16 protein-coding genes are annotated in these 16,302 nt (G+C 67.0%); 14 read left to right on the top strand and 2 right to left on the bottom strand.

Annotation, left to right across the window (positions count from 1 at the left end):
• The first annotated feature begins 99 nt into the window (after positions 1–99).
• Together ASF76_RS04745 and ASF76_RS04740 are read left to right on the top strand one after the other, a co-directional pair.
• Complete coding sequence (locus ASF76_RS04745) at positions 100–1,209, top strand: acyltransferase family protein (RefSeq protein ID WP_082484871.1); 1,110 nt, start codon at positions 100–102, stop codon at positions 1,207–1,209.
• Positions 1,210–1,251: 42 nt separating this feature from the next.
• Complete coding sequence (locus tag ASF76_RS04740; protein ID WP_162240805.1) at positions 1,252–2,601, top strand: O-antigen ligase family protein; 1,350 nt, start codon at positions 1,252–1,254, stop codon at positions 2,599–2,601.
• 311 nt (positions 2,602–2,912) lie between these two features.
• Here ASF76_RS04740 and ASF76_RS17190 read toward each other — a convergent pair whose 3' ends face one another.
• Complete coding sequence (locus ASF76_RS17190; protein WP_162240804.1) at positions 2,913–3,320, bottom strand: CPBP family intramembrane glutamic endopeptidase; 408 nt, start codon at positions 3,318–3,320, stop codon at positions 2,913–2,915.
• Positions 3,321–3,816: 496 nt separating this feature from the next.
• On the opposite strand from ASF76_RS17190, the gene ASF76_RS04730 reads away from it, so the two are divergent.
• The 8 genes from ASF76_RS04730 to ASF76_RS04695 all read left to right on the top strand — a co-directional run bounded on the left by ASF76_RS04730 (position 3,817) and on the right by ASF76_RS04695 (position 11,700).
• Positions 3,817–4,416 carry an arsenate reductase/protein-tyrosine-phosphatase family protein gene (locus ASF76_RS04730; RefSeq protein WP_055955317.1) on the top strand — a complete coding sequence of 200 codons (600 nt, stop codon included), beginning with the start codon at positions 3,817–3,819 and terminating at the stop codon, positions 4,414–4,416.
• 225 nt (positions 4,417–4,641) lie between these two features.
• A complete protein-coding gene (locus ASF76_RS04725) occupies positions 4,642–6,168 on the top strand; it encodes a polysaccharide biosynthesis tyrosine autokinase (protein WP_082484869.1) in 1,527 nt (508 codons plus the stop codon).
• 388 nt (positions 6,169–6,556) lie between these two features.
• Positions 6,557–8,065 (top strand): DUF4012 domain-containing protein, encoded by a 1,509-nt coding sequence (locus ASF76_RS04720; RefSeq protein ID WP_235561238.1) that lies wholly within the window; start codon positions 6,557–6,559, stop codon positions 8,063–8,065.
• A 209-nt stretch (positions 8,066–8,274) separates the two neighbouring features.
• Positions 8,275–8,856: a hypothetical protein gene (locus ASF76_RS04715; RefSeq protein ID WP_055953775.1), complete on the top strand. Its 582-nt coding sequence runs from the start codon at positions 8,275–8,277 to the stop codon at positions 8,854–8,856.
• 120 nt (positions 8,857–8,976) lie between these two features.
• The gene (locus ASF76_RS04710) at positions 8,977–9,465 is read left to right on the top strand and encodes a hypothetical protein (RefSeq protein WP_055953772.1); all 489 of its coding nucleotides are present in this window, start codon (positions 8,977–8,979) and stop codon (positions 9,463–9,465) included.
• Between the two features lie 49 nt (positions 9,466–9,514).
• Positions 9,515–10,432, top strand: coding sequence for an SMP-30/gluconolactonase/LRE family protein (locus tag ASF76_RS04705; RefSeq protein ID WP_055953769.1), 918 nt, complete (start codon positions 9,515–9,517; stop codon positions 10,430–10,432).
• A gap of 227 nt (positions 10,433–10,659) precedes the next feature.
• Positions 10,660–10,911 (top strand): hypothetical protein, encoded by a 252-nt coding sequence (locus ASF76_RS04700; protein WP_055953766.1) that lies wholly within the window; start codon positions 10,660–10,662, stop codon positions 10,909–10,911.
• Between the two features lie 132 nt (positions 10,912–11,043).
• Positions 11,044–11,700: a formylglycine-generating enzyme family protein gene (locus tag ASF76_RS04695; RefSeq protein ID WP_055953763.1), complete on the top strand. Its 657-nt coding sequence runs from the start codon at positions 11,044–11,046 to the stop codon at positions 11,698–11,700.
• A gap of 21 nt (positions 11,701–11,721) precedes the next feature.
• Here ASF76_RS04695 and ASF76_RS04690 read toward each other — a convergent pair whose 3' ends face one another.
• Positions 11,722–12,201 (bottom strand): MarR family winged helix-turn-helix transcriptional regulator, encoded by a 480-nt coding sequence (locus tag ASF76_RS04690; RefSeq protein WP_308220489.1) that lies wholly within the window; start codon positions 12,199–12,201, stop codon positions 11,722–11,724.
• Between the two features lie 63 nt (positions 12,202–12,264).
• Here ASF76_RS04690 and idi point away from each other — a divergent pair, with 63 nt between their 5' ends.
• Genes idi through crtI form a run of 4 tightly spaced genes read left to right on the top strand, consistent with a single transcriptional unit; the run spans position 12,265 to position 16,302 of the window.
• A complete protein-coding gene (gene idi / locus ASF76_RS04685) occupies positions 12,265–12,816 on the top strand; it encodes an isopentenyl-diphosphate Delta-isomerase (RefSeq protein ID WP_055953760.1) in 552 nt (183 codons plus the stop codon).
• Complete coding sequence (locus tag ASF76_RS04680) at positions 12,813–13,883, top strand: polyprenyl synthetase family protein (protein WP_235561237.1); 1,071 nt, start codon at positions 12,813–12,815, stop codon at positions 13,881–13,883. The genes idi and ASF76_RS04680 overlap by 4 nt, the downstream gene beginning before the upstream one ends.
• Complete coding sequence (locus tag ASF76_RS04675) at positions 13,880–14,749, top strand: phytoene/squalene synthase family protein (RefSeq protein WP_055953757.1); 870 nt, start codon at positions 13,880–13,882, stop codon at positions 14,747–14,749. Before ASF76_RS04680 ends, ASF76_RS04675 begins: the two co-directional genes overlap by 4 nt.
• A complete protein-coding gene (crtI, locus tag ASF76_RS04670) occupies positions 14,746–16,302 on the top strand; it encodes a phytoene desaturase family protein (RefSeq protein ID WP_055953754.1) in 1,557 nt (518 codons plus the stop codon). The genes ASF76_RS04675 and crtI overlap by 4 nt, the downstream gene beginning before the upstream one ends.

The raw sequence follows: 16,302 nt of genomic DNA, 5'->3' as shown, positions 1-16,302 counted from the left end.
CCCAGAACCGGCGGGCATACGTCTCACGGACGAACGTAAGCACGACTCCGCCCCGGCCATCGCGGGAGCGTCCAACCAGATATCGACGGCTGTGGCCCCATGAACGAGTTGAACGGGACCTACAAAAGAGACACGACACCACCCTCAAGATCTGCTCAGAGAACGACGGGATCGGAGCAGGAAACCATAGCGCCACGAACGCTTTCGCCGAGCGTGCGGGCAGGCCTCGACGTCGCGCGCGCAATGGCTGCGCTATACGTGGTGGTTCATCACACCGTCCAGATCCCGGGCCCCGCGGGCGCAATTTTCTCCTTCGGCCAGGAGGCCGTGCTGGTCTTCTTCCTGCTGAGCGGTTTCGTGATCTTCGCGAACGAGAAGGACCGCTCGGCTCGACCAATGGGGTACTACCTCCGGCGCGTTCGGCGAATCTACCCGCCCATGCTGGTCGCGATGGCCATCTCCACAGCGTTGTGGGCTACCGGACTGATTAGTCAATCGTTCTCAGTCGAGTCTCTGTTGGGTACGCTCCTGGCCGTGCAGGATATCGGCTTCCTCAAGCCGGGGGTCGTCACGGACCCTTACCTCGGCAACGATCCGCTTTGGTCCCTGTCTTACGAGATCTTCTTCTACATGGTCTTCCCCATAGTCATGATTGCCTGGCGACGGTCTGAGGTTGCAACGCGTTGGGCCGTGCCGATCGTTTCGGTCGTCGCCTATGCGACGTACCTGATGGCACCCAACCACCTGTCCCTTGTGATCGCGTACTTCCTGATGTGGTGGGCCGGAGCAATGGTCGCGCACCTGTATCTGGGTGGCGGTATCCGCGTGCGTAACGCGCTTCCCGAGTTCGTGGGCCTGACGGTGCTCTGCGCCGCGGCAGCGGTCGGAGTCTTCGCCTATGGCTTCGCGGGACTCGGCTACTTTCCATTCCTGATCTTCCGACACTGCGCAGTCGTGCTGGTCCTTTTCGCACTGCTTTTCACGCCTATCCGCTCACTCCTCGCTCGGATGAGTGTCCGAGTTGCCGGCGCGGCGGCGGCGGTAGCTGGCATCTCGTACGGGCTCTACGTCGTGCACTACCCGATTCTCGTGCAGACCTCAGCCAACGAGTCTTGGTGGATCGTTCCCGCGATCGCGGGAACGATCGGAGCGGCGTGGCTGGCCGACAAGGGGACGGACAAGCTGCTCCCCCGCGCACCTCGCAGTTGACTTTCGACGCATCCAATGTCGCAGATAGATAGGTTCCCAGTCATGATCGCCGGGTCGCACACGCTCACCGTCCGCGCGAAGCATGCCCCGCGCATCTCGCCCGGCAAGTGGACGCTGACGGACATCGGGGGCGCACTCCTCGTGGTCGCTGCGCTCACCTCGCCCTGGAACGCGCTGAACATCGCCAACAACCGCCCCGGCGTGCTGTTCCTGGCTCTGGCCGCGCTACTCATCAGCTTGGACACACTGGCGACTCGTGCACCGGGACGCAGCCCGCTGTGGGTCTGGCTGCCCGCGCTCGCCGTCGCAATCGTCGTCGGCGTGCACGCGGTAATCCCGGTGGACGCTTCCTACCTCCTCGGTCGGTTCGAGTACGTCACTGCTCTCGACGTCACCACGATCAACCCCTGGGTGCGCGCCGGCCAGTGGGTGCTCGCCATGACCGTCCTGCCCGCCGTGCTCGCCCTGGCCGCCCGTCGTCGCCCAGCCTGGGTGCCGCGGGTAATCACGGCGTGGGTAATTGGTGCCGCGGTGAGCGCCCTGGTCGCTATCCTCGATTTCGCAGGGATCACGAACGTCTCCGTCACCCTGCTGGGCTTCCAGAACGGACTGAGCCGCGGTGCGGGCCTCAGCTTCCACCCCAACAGCCTCGGCATCAGCTGCGCTGTCGCGGCCCCCGCCGCGCTATGGATCATGGGCGGCCGACGCTGGCTGGGATTGCTGCTCCTGGCCGTCACATCAGCCGGTGCCGTTTTCTCCGGGTCGCGGGCGGCACAGGCTGGCGTCATTGTCGGCATCCTGTTGGTGCTCATGTTCGCCACGCGAAGCCGCCGAGTCATACCGTGGCTCATCGGCCTCGTTGCAGCGATCGTCGTGTACGTGCTCGTGCTAGACCCGTCGATACTCCAGCAGACTTCCGAACTCTTCCGCTTCTCGAGCGCCAACGCCGCGCAGAGCGATGAGGGACGTTCCGATCTTGCCGCCCAGGCGTTACTCGACTTGCAACACTCGCCGTTACACGGGCTCGGCATCGAATACGTGCTTCTCGCGCACAACATCTATCTGCAGCTCCTCGCGGCGGGCGGCCTACTGTTGTTCCTCGCCGTCGTCAGCTACTGGGTGATGAGCATCCGGGACGCCTGGAGGGTGCGCGGCTTCGAGAGCGGCTTGACCGTCTATCTCGCTGTTAGCGTCTCTGTCTGGCTGCTCGGAGGATGGGTTTCAAACCAACTGATTGACCCGTTCCTCTATTTTCCTGTCGCTGGTATCGCGGCCGCTTTCGCAGTGACGACCAGCAGAGGAACCCAACCGCCCGACGCGCCGGGGAAGGCCCACCGCCGCATCTTCGAGCGCCGCGGCGCGGACGCTCGTCGTCAGTACCGATCTGTGTAGGTCTGGTGGCTATGGAGAGGTCCGACGCACATCCGCAACGCGTCCACGCACACGGGAATGCTCGACGCGACGCCCTCGTCAGCGACCCAGTCGCTTGACAACTTCTGCACCCGAGCCTGCGAATCAGAGATCATGTTTGTCCGAAAGGCTCATGGATCGAGCTTCTCTGCCACGGCCTCGTCAGACTCATTCTCGATCGACGAACCACGGGTCAAACCGCTGCGGTGGATGTTCACCGGGTCCACTCGCCGTGGCGCGAGCTTTCTTGGGGGGATGTCCGATCGCGCCCTCACCTCGGGGTCTCGGTGACCTCAGACTGTTCCGAGTGCCATGAGGCCGAAGAAGGACGCGTTGTAGGTCAGATGGATCAACACCGCACCCCACAGGCGTCCGGTCGCGAGTGTATACACGGCGCAGCCGAAACCGACGAAGACGAGTTGGGTGACTTCCGCACCGCTCAACCCCTCGAAGAAGAGATGCAGGCATACGAATAACGCCACGGACGCCACCGTCGCGGCGACGCCTGCGCCGACGAAGCCGAGAGGTCTTCGCAGCATCTGGTACGTGGCCACCAAAAGGACGCCTCGGAAGAAGAACTCCTCGAACAGGGGCGAGACGAGTCCGCTCGCCACTCGAAAAGACAGTCCCACTAGCTCGTCGCGGGTATCCGCTCCACCGGAGAACGAGGGGAACGGCGAAGAGTTCGCGTTGCTGAGCATGCCCTGGAGAATGCGCAATGCGAGACCCAGGCAGAACGCCCACAACAGGTCGCGCGCGTGAAACGTAAGGAGGCGTGCTGGCACTCCCCTCGAAAACGCCAGGACGGCGGGGAGGCCAAGTCCCCCCCAGAGGACGATCACGGATAACGCGGGGGCCCATGGCATGGGCGATCGGCCGACCCAACCTGAGGCGATGACAGCCACACCGCAGCTGATCAAGGCGGTGGCAATGACGACACCATCCCAACGATGCACACCCCGCCCACCCAGCCGCCAATCCGAGCGGGCACGGCTCGACCGCTCTCGCCTCGCCGCCGAGCTCTGCACCGTCATGCCGTCGCGGCTCACGTGGCGGTCGACTGACATGGTTGGTCGGGTTCGGTGAAACGCCCGGGTGGATCGTCGAAAAGACTCGTCAGCACGTCATTAAGCTACCGTCGATAAAACCGACCGCGACATTCCCGTCGCCGAACCGAAGGCCGCCGTGCTGAGAATCATGACCGTCTGCACAGGCAATATCTGCCGATCACCGGTCGCCGCGCAGGTGCTGCGGACTCGATTGTCGACCCTCGGTGTGAGGGTCGACAGCGCGGGCACGCGGCCGCGTGAAGGCATGCAGGCCACCCATGAAGCTGTAGAGACGGGGGTGGGCATGGGGGCCGTCGCCGACGAACTCGCGCAACATCGCGCCCGGCGTCTGAAGGCGACTGACCTGGAGGCCGTCGATCTCACCGTGGCGATGGCCCGTGAACACCGCCGCGAGGTGGTCGAGCTCGCCCCGGCGCAGATGCGTCGCTGTTTCACGGCGCGGGAGTTCGCGCGCCTCACCGAGGAGATGTCGGATGCGGAACTCTTGGAGGCCGCCTCGAACACCGCCGGCGACCCCCATTCCCGCCTCGCGGGGGCGCTCGCCGCTGTGAACGCTCGACGAGGTCTGGTGCTGCCTCCCATGCGGCCGAATGACGACGACGTCGTGGATCCGTACCGGCGATCCCGCGGTGTCTACGAGCAAGCCGCCCGTCAACTGGAGCCGGCGTTGATAGCGGTGGAACGCGTAGTCCGCCTCGTTGCTCTGGGACCGACACGCGAGGGATGATCCGCTGTCTCAGCATCATCCTGAATGAGAACGACGGATGCGACTGGAGATCGGTTCACCCGGTTGGTTCGGCAAGAGCCGTTAATCCCGTAAACACCTAAATCGACGCCCAATCGACACATGGTTGTAGCGCACCGATCCTGAACGTGACGATTCCTGTGGAAGACTGGGGCTCATTCCTGCGGCCGGGCCGAACAGGCTGGCGGCGCGTTCTTGAAAGGCACCATGGAGCTCAGCGACTACATCCGTATCCTGCGTAAAAACTGGCTCGTCATGATTGTGCTGACATTGCTGGGCGCCGCAGTCATGGTCGGATACACGCTCACCCGCGTTCCCATCTACGAATCGTCGAGCACCGTTTTCGTGTCCACGCAATCGGGCAACACCGTCGCAGAACTTCAGCAAGGCTCGAGCTTCACGCAGGCGCGCATCAACACCTACGTCGGACTCGTGTCCACGCCCATTGTGCTGCAGCCCGTTGTAGACAGCCTCGATCTGGACGTCACGGCCAAGGCACTCGCGAGCGAGGTGAAGGCAACAGCATCGCCGAACTCCACTCTCATCACCGTGACGGTTTCTGATCGGAACGCGGAAAGCGCTGCCGACATCGCGAACGCCATCGCCACGAGCCTGTCCGCCGCCGTGCCCCGGCTGGAGCCCGAAGCAAGTGACGGATCGAGCCCGGTGCGGCTGAGTCTCGTCAGCCAGGCCGAACCCGCGTTGGCGCCTTCGAGCCCCAACACACTTCTCAATGTGGCTCTGGGGTTGTTCGTAGGAGCTGGATTGGCCATCCTCGTCGCCGTTCTCCGGACGAGTTTGGACAACCGGATCCGAACCCCGCGGGACGCCGAACTCATCACGGGCGCTCCGGCCATCGGCGCGATCGCGTACGACGCCAAGGCAAAAGAGCGGCCGCTGATTGTTCATGCTGACCCGTCGAGTCCCCGCGCGGAGTCGTTCAGAGCACTTCGCACGAACCTGCAGTTCCTCGACATGGGCGGCCGATCGAGCTTCGTCATCACCAGCTCGATCCCCAGCGAAGGCAAGTCCACGACGACCATCAATCTCGCGATCGCTCTTGCTGACGCAGGAAAACGAGTCGCGCTGCTCGACACGGACCTGCGCAAGCCGAAGGTGGCCGAGTACCTGGGCATCGAGGGCGGTGCGGGTCTCACCGACGTTCTGATCGGTCGCGCGGACGTTCGCGACGTCATGTTGCCCTGGGGCGGGCGGAGTTTGTACGTCCTCCCCGCCGGCAAGATTCCGCCGAACCCGAGTGAGTTGCTCGGTTCCACCCAGATGGGTGTGCTTCTCGGCGCTCTCGAGAACGACTTCGACGTCGTCCTTTGCGACGGTCCTCCCCTTTTGCCGGTCACAGACGCGGCCATCCTCTCGCGACTCACGAGCGGTGCGCTGATGGTGGTAGCCGCTGGTCGAACAACCAAACATCAGCTCACGGGTGCGACCGAAGCACTGAACGCCGTGGATGCGAACCTAGCCGGCTTCGTCATGTCGATGGTCCCCACCAGAGGACCGGACTCTTACTACTCCGCCTACGGGTATGGGTACGGGTACGGCTCGGTCTATGGCTACGGCGAAGGAGGAGGACCGGTCGATCGGGAACCGAAGACGCTGGCCTCACTGCGATTCCGGACCGGCTCGACAGATGTGACCGGCGAGAGCGAAGCATCCAGAGGTTCAGCCGATCCGGGGCCTCGTCGAACCGCACGAGAAGTCACACGAGACGCGTGAGTCGCCACGGATCGGCCCTGTCGTCTTTAGAGCGTTGCGACGCGAAGGGACGCAAGTCCGCACGCTGGCGGATCGCAGAACGGACGCTCGCCGGTTGAGCTCCCGAATCCTTCCGCCGCGGCTGCACCATGCAGGAAGACTTGCCGCCTGGGTTCTGGCGGCCTTGTCCGTCGTCGCCTGCTTCATCATCGTGTGGGTCGGGGTGCGAGGCGCGCTGGCATATGACCATCTGACTCGTGTAGAAGCATCGGTTTCCGACGTATCAGCGGCGTTCGCGGCGGACCCGTCCCTCGCGGGGCCTGCCCTCGAGAACATCGCGACCGAGGCTCGAGGCGCCCACGAACTCACGTCTGACGGGATCTGGTCCCTGGCCGAACGGACACCGTGGTTGGGCCCACAACTGTCCGCCTTCCGCACCATCGCCGCCTCGTCAGATCAGCTCCTCACCGGTGCGCTACTGCCTCTGGCGGCGGTCGCGCAGGATATTTCCCTCGACGATCTGCGGCCGAGCGGCGGCCGGTTCGATACGGCGCCTTTTGTCGAGCTCGAGCCGACGGCACAACGTGCGGCTGACGCATCGGGTCGCGCAGCATCCGCCATTCAGGGCCTCGACCGTACCCCCCTCATCGGCTCGGTCGGCTCAGCAGTCGATCGAGCCGACGCGTTGTTCACCCGGTCGTCCGCCGCCATCGACGCGCTCGCACGGGCCACGAAGCTCTTCCCCGCCATGCTGGGCGACGACGGTCCGCGCTCGTACCTCGTCCTCGTCCAGAACAACGCCGAGTGGCGTTCTCTCGGTGGCATCACCGGCACCGCGATTCTCATGCGGACCGACGGGGGCGTGATATCGCTCATCGACACGCGGTCCGCCACAGAGCTGTCACGCGGGATCAGGGCGCCCGCCGCGCAACTGCCAGATGACGTGCGGGAGATCTATGGATCCCGTCCTGCTCGGTTCTTCCATAACCTGACGGAGATCCCCGACTTCTCCGTGGACGGCCCGCTAGCGAAGGAGATGTATCGCGAGCAGACGGGAGTCGACGTCGACGGGGTCGTCGCAATCGACCCGGTGACCCTGTCCTACCTACTGCAGGCCACGGGACCGGTCGCTCTCCCGGACGGGGAGTCTCTGACATCCGCCAGCGCCGTGTCCGTTCTGCTGAACGATGTGTACCAGCGCTACCCCGAGCCTGCTGCACAAGATGCCTTCTTCGCCGGCGCAACCGGCGCTGTCTTCTCCGCTCTCCTGGACGGACGGGGCTCCGCGACCGGTCTGGTGACTGCCCTTGCGCGCGCGACCGAAGAACGTCGCATCCTCCTGTGGTCGGCAGATCCGATGCAACGAGCTCTCATCGATGGCACAACCCTCGCCGGCGCCATTCCGACCACGGACTCAGACACCGCTCGTTTCGGCGTGTATCTCAACGACGGGACGGGGTCCAAGATGAGCTTCTACGTTCGACCGATCGTGACACTCACGTGGGGCCCGTGCAGTGCCCAGGACCGTCAGCTCACCGTCACGATGACCTTGACGAACACGGCACCCACAGACGCCGCAACCAGCCTGCCGAAATACGTCACGGGAAATGGGGCTTTTGGGACCGCGCCCGGCGCCGCGACCGTGGTCAGCAACATCTTCCTTCCGGAGGGGTGGAGGCTGGCCTCGGCGACAACCACGAGCGGCACAGGTCCGACGGAGGGATCGTTCGACGGACGAGACGTGCTGACCTTCGGTTCGACACTCGGTCCGCAAGCGACAGACACGGTCGTGATCACCGTCGAATCGGATTCCGGGGCGTCGGAGGCTGAGGCTCTCATCACACCGACCGCGGACGCGTCGCTCCCGACCGCCGTCCAGGCGAGATGCATCTCCTCGCCCAGCGCGACTCTGGGGTAGGGCGGACGCGAGGCGTCCCAAGAATGTTCCGTACAGTGACATTTAACGTGCCGGAAACCACTCCCAGTTTGCATCGGGAATGTACCTAGGCAATACTCAGAATGTCTTATAAAGACCCGCTTCACCGTTGTCCTCCCCTTACGTCGTTGCCGGATAGCACGAGCGCGGACCACCTCTCTCCGGTACCCCGGATTCGAAAGCAGGCATTCATGAAGCTCAATTTTGCAAAGGTCGGCGCTACGGCCGCGCTCGCTGGCGCGCTGCTTCTCGCAGCGCCGGTTGCCGTACAGGCGCAGACTTACGTCCCCACCGCCCCCGGGACCCAGTCTCGCGAGATCACCGAGGATGGGCCCCAGGGCTTCGCCGGCTACCTGCCGGGAAGCCCCGTGTCGTTCACCCTCACCGGCGTCGGGGTGACCAGCTCGAACATCGCGACCGCGGGTCTCGCTGTAACGTCGGCCTCCGTCACGAAGTTCGCGGATGCGTCGGGCTCTGCGACCGCTGTCATCACGCTCCCGGAGCCTCAGGTCGGCACATACCTCCTGACCGCCGCGGGCACCGCGGCTGACGGCAGCCCCACCACGTCGACCGGCGTCGTCGGTGGCGGCACGAGCGTCGGCGGCACGACGAACGCCGGCGGTAGCACCGGCGGAAGCGGCTCGCTGGCTGTGACGGGTATGGACGCGAACTCGCTCCTCGGCTTCTGGGTCGGCGGTGGCGCCCTCGTCCTCGCCGGCGCGACTGTCGCGGTCGCCGCGACGGCACGCCGCAACCGCCGCAGCAAGGCCTGACGCCTCACGCGTTCCTCGAGGGCGTCGCCGACGGAAGTCGGCGACGCCCTTCGGCGTTGTTCCGGGCGGCCCGTCCGTCAACCCTCCGTCCGTGGGCCGTTTCGCAGATTGACTCGTCACATGGACACGACCACCACCGCACCTCTCGACGACGACGGCCGCGACGCCGATACTCCGCCGACGCTGCCATTCGTGCACATGTGGACCGGGCTCGACGGGAGGAGCCGACTCGACGAATCGATCATGCGCGGCTTCGGACTGCAGAGCGTCGGAGGCGGGGCCGACCCGCAGTGGATGCGTCCTTTCCCGGGCGAGGTGGCCGCGGTGCTCTTCGCGGTGCTCCCCGTCGGCTGGGTCGGGGACTGGCATCCATCTCCTCATCCTCAGTGGGTCATTCCGCTGCGCGGGCGCTGGTTCCTCGCGACGCAAGATGGCGCGCGGGTCGAGATGGGTCCCGGAGACATCCATTTCGGACAGGACGTCGACACCGCGGAGATCGACGGCGACCGCGGGCATCTCTCGGGCACCGTGGGCGACGAACCCTGCTGGCAGATGCTCGTGCAGTTCACCTCTTCCCCCGGCGCCCCGACACCGCACCCGTTCGGCTGAACACGTCAACCCGCTCTCCGCTCCCATGCCGACCGGATTGACTGGGCGGATGCCCCTCCCCCTCGACGGTCAGATCCTGCAGCACCCGCGGTCCCCCGAGCAGGTCGAGATCGCCCCGCCCCGCGTCTGGGACGAGCGTCTCGCGGCCGTCCTGCCGCCGTCATCGCGCCTGTTGTCGCTCTACGCCGACGCCACATGGGCCGAAGGCCCCGTGTGGTGGCCGGAGGAGCGTTCCCTCGTCTTCAGCGATGTGATCGGCCGTCGCACGCTCGCCTGGCGCGAAGACGGCAGCATCGTCACGGTGCGCGACCGCTCGAATTTCGCCAACGGCAACACCATGGATGCCGAGGGCCGCCTCGTCCAGGCCGAGCACGGTCGCCGCGGAATCAGCCGTACAGACGCGACCGGCACCGTGCTGCTCGTCGACGCCTTCGAGGGCGAGCCGCTCAACTCGCCCAACGACCTCGTGGTGGCATCCGACGGGGCGATCTGGTTCACCGACCCCACCTACGGCATCTCGGACCCGCGCGAAGGGTATCCCGCCGACCCCGCCCTCCCGCACCAGAGCGTCTACCGCTGGCGCGAGGGCGAGAGCCTGCAGCGCATGATCGATCTCGACCAACCCAACGGTCTGGCCTTCAGCCGCGATGAGCGCACGCTCTACGTCGCCGAGTCCAACGCGGCGGGACTCCCCCGCGTCGTCGCCTGCAGCTGGGACGGCGTGACGCTCGGCACCCCGCGCACCTTCGCGACAGTGGATGCCGGAATCCCGGACGGCTTCGTCGTCGACAGCCGCGACTGGCTCTGGATCTCGAGCGAGGCGGGGGTCGTCATCGTTGACGAGACGGGACGACGCCTGGGCGTTATACCCACCCCGCACGTCGTGAGCAACTGCACCTTCGACTCCGACGAGAAGCGCCTGTTCGTCACCGGCGACAGCGATTTGTGGATGGTCCAGCTGGCATAGGGCGCTGGAGGGGGTCGACGTCGACCGCCGGAAGGATCCCCTGCGCCGACGGGACCGTTGTTCGACGCCGGCGCAGGGTTTTCTGAAGGAGAGCGGCCGTACCGCAAGATCCCCCGAGGAAATCCCCAAGCCGCTCATCCCCCCTGTGCGTGACCCGTAGCGTCGGTCGTGGGCCCGCTCCGTCACGGACATCGCGGGGCGTCGGGCCGGGTAACGAGGAGAGCTACATGAACAACGTGCTGATGCGCGTGCGGGACGCCGTGAACACTTTCGTGTTCGGTAGTCCCGTCGTCTGCTGCGAGACCTGTGGAGCAACCCTCCGACCCAGCCGCGCCGTATGGCGCGGGCAGAGGTCGTACTGCTCTGCGGCCCACGAGTACGCCGACCTCGACACCGGGGACCTGTCCTCGCCCGTCTTCGCGCCGCGGCCGACCGAAGGCGTGGGCGTGCGTGCCACGGCGGATCTCGTCCGTTCCTGACGACTGCACGAAAAGCCGCGGATGTCACCCTGGGCATTTCCGCTGGAAACATGCGTCACCCTTAGTCATCGAGTCTTCGCAGGGGCCCCACGCCTCCGTCGAAACTCTCTGACCGGTGAGTGGTGAGCAACGTTGACAGACGTCGAAATGGCGACGATCCCCGCCGGCCGCGTGCTGCGGGGAGACCTGCGCGGGGCTGAGCGTCGGGAGATCGTCGTCGAGGCGTTCGAGATCGGCGTCTATCCCGTCACCGAGGAGCAGGTGGCCGAACTGCTCGGCATCCCTTCCCGCCACCCCAGGCGCCCCGCCGTCGACCTGAGTTGGCTGCGCGCCATCCGCCTTTGCAACGCGCTGAGCGAGTGGGAGGGGCTCGACCCGGTGTACTCCTTCGACGGCGAGGTCGTCGACGGGGATGCCGAGGCCGACGGCTTCCGCCTGCCCACCGACGACGAGTGGGAGTACGCGTGCCGCGCGGGGTCGGTCTCGGCGGCCTACGGGCCGGTGCGCGACGTGGCGTGGACTGCTGCCGACGGGGTGGGTCACCCGTCGGAGGTCGGCGCGCGCCTGCCCAACCTCCACGGCCTGTTCGACACGCTCGGCAACGTCTGGGAATGGTGCATGGACGCCTACGACCCCGAGGGCGACGGCGACGCCCGCGCGTTCCGGGGCGGCGGCTGGTCGGATGCCCCGGCGCTGGTGCGGGCGACGGCGCGTCGGGGAGGGCGGCCGCGGGAGGGGTTCGACGACGTCGGCGTGCGCGTGGCGCGAGGGCCGGCGCCGCGACGGTAGGGGGTCGCGCACGGCGCCCCGTCAGTCGTCGGTCGCGATGGCCTCGGTGAGTTCGTCCATGAAGCGCGTGACGGTGGCCAGCTGGGTGTCGTCGAAGCGGTCGGCGATCTCGCGCATGGCGCCGAGACGAACGCCGAAGTGCTGGAAGAACTCCCGTCGCGACTTGTCGGTGAGCACGACGACGCGCGCACGACCGTCGGAGGGGTGCGGGCGACGCTCGAGGTGGCCCGACGCCACCAGACGGTCGATGAGCTTGGTGGTGGAGGCTGTCGAGATGCGCAGATGAGCGGCCACGTCGTGCGGACTGACCATCTGCCCTCGATGCTCGCGGATGGTCAGCATTCGCAGCGTCGCGAGGTCGCTGGCGTTCATGTCCATGTCGCCCTTCATGCCGCTGTGCATGCGATCGAGGGCGTCGCTCAGCGTCTGGATGGCGCGCAGCGACTCGACGACACGGGGTCGGCTAGCAGAGGTCGACACGGGGCTGGTCACGGTGGACACCCCCTTTCCGCCTGGGTATAGTCAGGCTCACATCGCTAGCTAAACTAGCAAACAGGAGGCACGATGAGCGAGACCGAGTATGTCGTCCTCCTGGACGATTTCGGAGGCGAGATCGGCACGGCGCCCAAGGCGAGTGTGCACGATACCGACACCCCGTTGCACCTCGCGTTCTCGTGTCACGTCGTCAACGGCGACGGCCAGGTGCTGGTCACCCGGCGCGCGCTGCACAAGAAGACCTGGCCGGGCGTGTGGACCAACTCGTTCTGCGGACACCCCGCCCCGGGCGAACCCATGATCGCGGCCGTCCATCGCCGTGCCGGATTCGAGGTCGGGCTCCGTGTGCGCGATCTCGAACTCGCCCTCCCGCATTTCCGCTACCGCGCCGTCGACGCGAGCGGCATCGTCGAGCACGAGATCTGCCCCGTCTACGTTGCCCGCACCGATGAGGACCCGCAGCCCCACCCCGACGAGGTCGCCGAGTACCGCTGGGTGGACCCCCTCGACCTCGCCGCTTCGCTCGCCGCCACGCCCTGGGCGTTCAGCCCCTGGTTGGTCATGCAGGCCGAGCAGCTTGCGTTGTTCGACGCCCTACCCGCCGTGAGGAGAGCATCGTGATCGTCGCCGTCCCCTCTGCCCCCACTGCGCGGCAAGAGATCGAAGACGCGATCGAGACGGCCCTCGAACGCCTGGAGTACCGCGTCGGGCCGCTGGGCGACGGCGCGCGTGCCCTGGCATCCGCCATCCGCCGCGCCGCCACCGGGGGCAAGCGCTTCCGTCCCCTGCTGGTCGCCGCCGCCTACGACACCCTCGACGGTGACGCCGTCGCGCTCTCGGCACTCTGGCAGGTCGCCGCGGCCTTCGAACTTCTCCACACGGCCTTCGTCGTGCACGACGACGTGATCGACCACGACCTCGAGCGCCGCGGCATCCCGAACATCGGGGGCGAATTCCGCCAACGCGGCCTCGAGAGAGGCGCCGACGAAGCCGGTGCCGCGCTGCTCGGAAACGCCGCGGGAATCCTCGCCGGTGACATGCTTCTGCACGAGGCGGGGCGACTCGTCGCCCTGGCCGACGTGCCGGCGGCCATGCGCGCCGAACTCCTTCGTCTCGTGGAGGATGCCGTGATCGTCTCGGCCGCGGGCGAGCTCGCCGACGTCGAGAACGCCGTCTCCGCGGGCGACGTCGATGCGATGACCGTCCTGGCGGCCACGCGCGACAAGACCGCCGTCTACTCGTTCTCGGCGCCCCTGCAGGCCGGCGCCGTGATGGCCGGCGCAAGCGAGGCTTCCCTCCACGCCCTCGAACGCTTCGGCGAACGCCTGGGACTCGCCTACCAACTCATCGACGACCTCATCGGCGCCTTCGGCACCCCCGCCGTCTCCGGCAAGGACGAGGGCTGCGACCTGCGCGAAGCGAAGAAGACGCACCTGATCTCCCTCGCCCGCGAGACCGAGGACTGGCCCGAGGTGAGCCTCGCGCTCGCACAGGCCCACACCGGTCCCGTGGCCATCCGCGCCGCGCAGGCCGCGCTGTCGGCCTCAGGAGCGCGGAAGGCCCTCGAGCGCATGGTCTACGAGACGCTCGAAGAAGCCACGATGATCGTCGAAGGAGCAATGCTGCCCTCGGCGTGCAAGGCCATGCTGCTCGACCTCGTCGACACCGTGGCGGAGCGCGTTCCGTGAGCACCGCCCACACGGGACTCGAACTCTATTCGCAGACGGCCGACGACGCTGCGGCCGCGGTGATAAACCGGTACTCCACGTCGTTCGGCGTCGCCACACGTCTGCTGGGTGCCCGCCCGCGCCCGCACGTGCGCAACGTCTACGCACTGGTGCGCGTCGCCGACGAGATCGTGGACGGTCCCGCCCACGATGCCGGCCTCACCCCCGAGCGCGAGCGCGCGGTACTCGACGGACTCGAGACCGAGGTGATGGATGCCATCGCCTCCGGCTTCAGCGCCAACCTCGTCGTGCACGCGTTCGCCCGTACCGCGCGCGAGTGCGGCATCGGCGCAGACCTGATCGCCCCGTTCTTCGCCTCGATGCGCACCGATATCGACACCGCGACCCACGACGACCTCTCGCACGACGAGTACGTCTACGGCTCGGCGGAGGTCGTCGGGCTGATGTGCCTGCAGGTGTTCCTCAACGCCGGGATGTCGGCCCCCGCCCGTCCCGCGGCCGACCTCGTCGACGGAGCCCGGCGCCTGGGCGCAGCGTTCCAGGACGTCAACTTCCTGCGCGATCTCGCCGATGACGCCGACCGCCTCGGCCGCGACTACCTCGACGGCGCGGCCGACGACGAGCGGCGCACCGCAGTACTCGACCGGATCGACGCCGACCTCGCCGCCGCGGCATCCGTCATCCCGCACCTGCCGCCCGATTGCCGCGCCGCCGTCACCACCGCGCACGACCTGTTCGCCGAGCTGTCGCGCCGCCTTCGCTCCTCCCCCGCCGGCGCTCCCCGCGTCCGCGTCCCCGACGGTGTCAAAGCCACCCTCGCCGCCCGCGCCCTCCTCGGGCGTCCTCCGAAAGGTTCCCGCTCATGAGCGCCCAGCGCATCGTCGTCATCGGAGGCGGAATCGCCGGACTCGGCACAGCAGCCCTCCTCGCCGACCGCGGCCACGACGTCCAGCTCTTCGAGGCCCGCGACGCCCTGGGCGGTCGCGCCGGCTCGTGGGAGAGCGACGGATTCCGCTTCGACACCGGCCCCAGCTGGTACCTCATGCCCGAGGTGTTCGACCACTTCTTCCGGCTGCTCGGCACGAGTGCCGCGGAGCAGCTCGACCTGGTGCGCCTCGACCCGGCCTACCGGGTCTACGGCCCTCCCGGAAAGGGCGAGCCGATCGACATCGTCTCGGGGCGAGAGGCCGTGCGCGCGCTGTTCGAGGAGCACGAGCCGGGCTCGGGCGACAACATCGACGCCTACCTCGACTCCGCGAAGGACGCGTACGAGCTCTCGACGTCGAAGTTCCTGTACGACCCGTACTCGTCGACGAAGGGACTGCGCGACCCGGCGCTCGTGAAGCGCCTACCCACGCTCATCCCGCTGCTCACGCGGACGCTGTGGAACCGCGTGACCACCGACTTCAAGAACACCCGCCTGCAGCAGATCCTCGCCTACCCGGCGGTATTCCTCGGCGGGTCCCCCTTCGAGGTGCCGAGCCTGTACCACCTCATGAGCCACCTCGACCTGGGTGACGGCGTGCTCTACCCCAAGGGCGGCATGACCGAGATCATCGCCGCGATCGAGAAGCTCGCGCGCGAGCGCGGCGTACGCATCGAGACCTCGACCCCGGTGGATGCCATCATCACCGAATCGGGTGTCGCGCGCGGCGTGCGTCTGGCCGACGGACGCGTCATCTCGGCGGATGCCGTGGTCTCGGGCGCGGACCTGCACCACACCGAGAACGACCTGCTCGAGCAGAAGGACCGCCAGTACCCCGAGAAGTGGTGGAAGGACAAGGTTCCGAGCCCCGGTGCCCTTCTGCTGCTGCTCGGCGTCAAGGGCGAGCTGCCCCAGCTCACCCACCACACCCTGCTGTTCACGGACGACTGGCACACCAACTTCGACGCGATCTTCGGGGAGAACAAGATGATCCCCGACCCTGCGTCGATCTACATCTGCCGTCCGAGCGCGAGCGACGACTCGGTGGCGCCCGAGGGCCACGAGAACCTCTTCGTCCTGGTCCCCGTGCCCGCCGACCCCGACAGCGGGCGCGGCGGCGTCTCGGGCGCCGGCGATGAGCGCATCGAGAAGGCCGCTGATCGAGTCATCGCCCAGATCGCCGAGTGGACCGGCATCCCGGATCTCGCCGAGCGCATCGTCGTGCGCAAGACGATCGCACCCGAGGACTTCGCGAACGACCTGCACGCCTGGCACGGCAACTCGCTCGGACTCGCGCACACGCTGACCCAGAGCGCGATCTTCCGCCCAAAGAACCGCTCGCGCAAGGTGAAGCACCTGTTCTACGCGGGAACGTCTGTGCTCCCGGGCATCGGCCTGCCGATGTGCCTCATCTCGGCCGAGCTCGTCGTCAAGCGCCTGACGGGCGACACTTCCGCCGGCCCCCTCGCAGAGCCCGTCCGCGCGGCGGTCTGA

Origin of the sequence: Microbacterium sp. Leaf151 (genome assembly GCF_001424225.1) — a bacterium.
Lineage (GTDB): Bacteria > Actinomycetota > Actinomycetes > Actinomycetales > Microbacteriaceae > Microbacterium.
This window is presented reverse-complemented; position numbering and strand designations above follow the sequence as displayed.

What these genes read in the sequence shown, in the direction of transcription:
- idi (WP_055953760.1), top strand. Translation starts at nt 12,265, where the DNA reads ATGAGCGAGACCGAGTATGTCGTCCTCCTGGACGATTTCGGAGGCGAG.
- ASF76_RS04725 (WP_082484869.1), top strand. Translation starts at nt 4,642, where the DNA reads ATGGAGCTCAGCGACTACATCCGTATCCTGCGTAAAAACTGGCTCGTC.
- ASF76_RS04740 (WP_162240805.1), top strand. Translation starts at nt 1,252, where the DNA reads ATGATCGCCGGGTCGCACACGCTCACCGTCCGCGCGAAGCATGCCCCG.
- ASF76_RS04705 (WP_055953769.1), top strand. Translation starts at nt 9,515, where the DNA reads ATGCCCCTCCCCCTCGACGGTCAGATCCTGCAGCACCCGCGGTCCCCC.
- ASF76_RS04745 (WP_082484871.1), top strand. Translation starts at nt 100, where the DNA reads ATGAACGAGTTGAACGGGACCTACAAAAGAGACACGACACCACCCTCA.
- crtI (WP_055953754.1), top strand. Translation starts at nt 14,746, where the DNA reads ATGAGCGCCCAGCGCATCGTCGTCATCGGAGGCGGAATCGCCGGACTC.
- ASF76_RS04730 (WP_055955317.1), top strand. Translation starts at nt 3,817, where the DNA reads ATGACCGTCTGCACAGGCAATATCTGCCGATCACCGGTCGCCGCGCAG.
- ASF76_RS04715 (WP_055953775.1), top strand. Translation starts at nt 8,275, where the DNA reads ATGAAGCTCAATTTTGCAAAGGTCGGCGCTACGGCCGCGCTCGCTGGC.
- ASF76_RS04700 (WP_055953766.1), top strand. Translation starts at nt 10,660, where the DNA reads ATGAACAACGTGCTGATGCGCGTGCGGGACGCCGTGAACACTTTCGTG.
- ASF76_RS04710 (WP_055953772.1), top strand. Translation starts at nt 8,977, where the DNA reads ATGGACACGACCACCACCGCACCTCTCGACGACGACGGCCGCGACGCC.
- ASF76_RS17190 (WP_162240804.1), bottom strand. Translation starts at nt 3,320, where the DNA reads ATGCTCAGCAACGCGAACTCTTCGCCGTTCCCCTCGTTCTCCGGTGGA.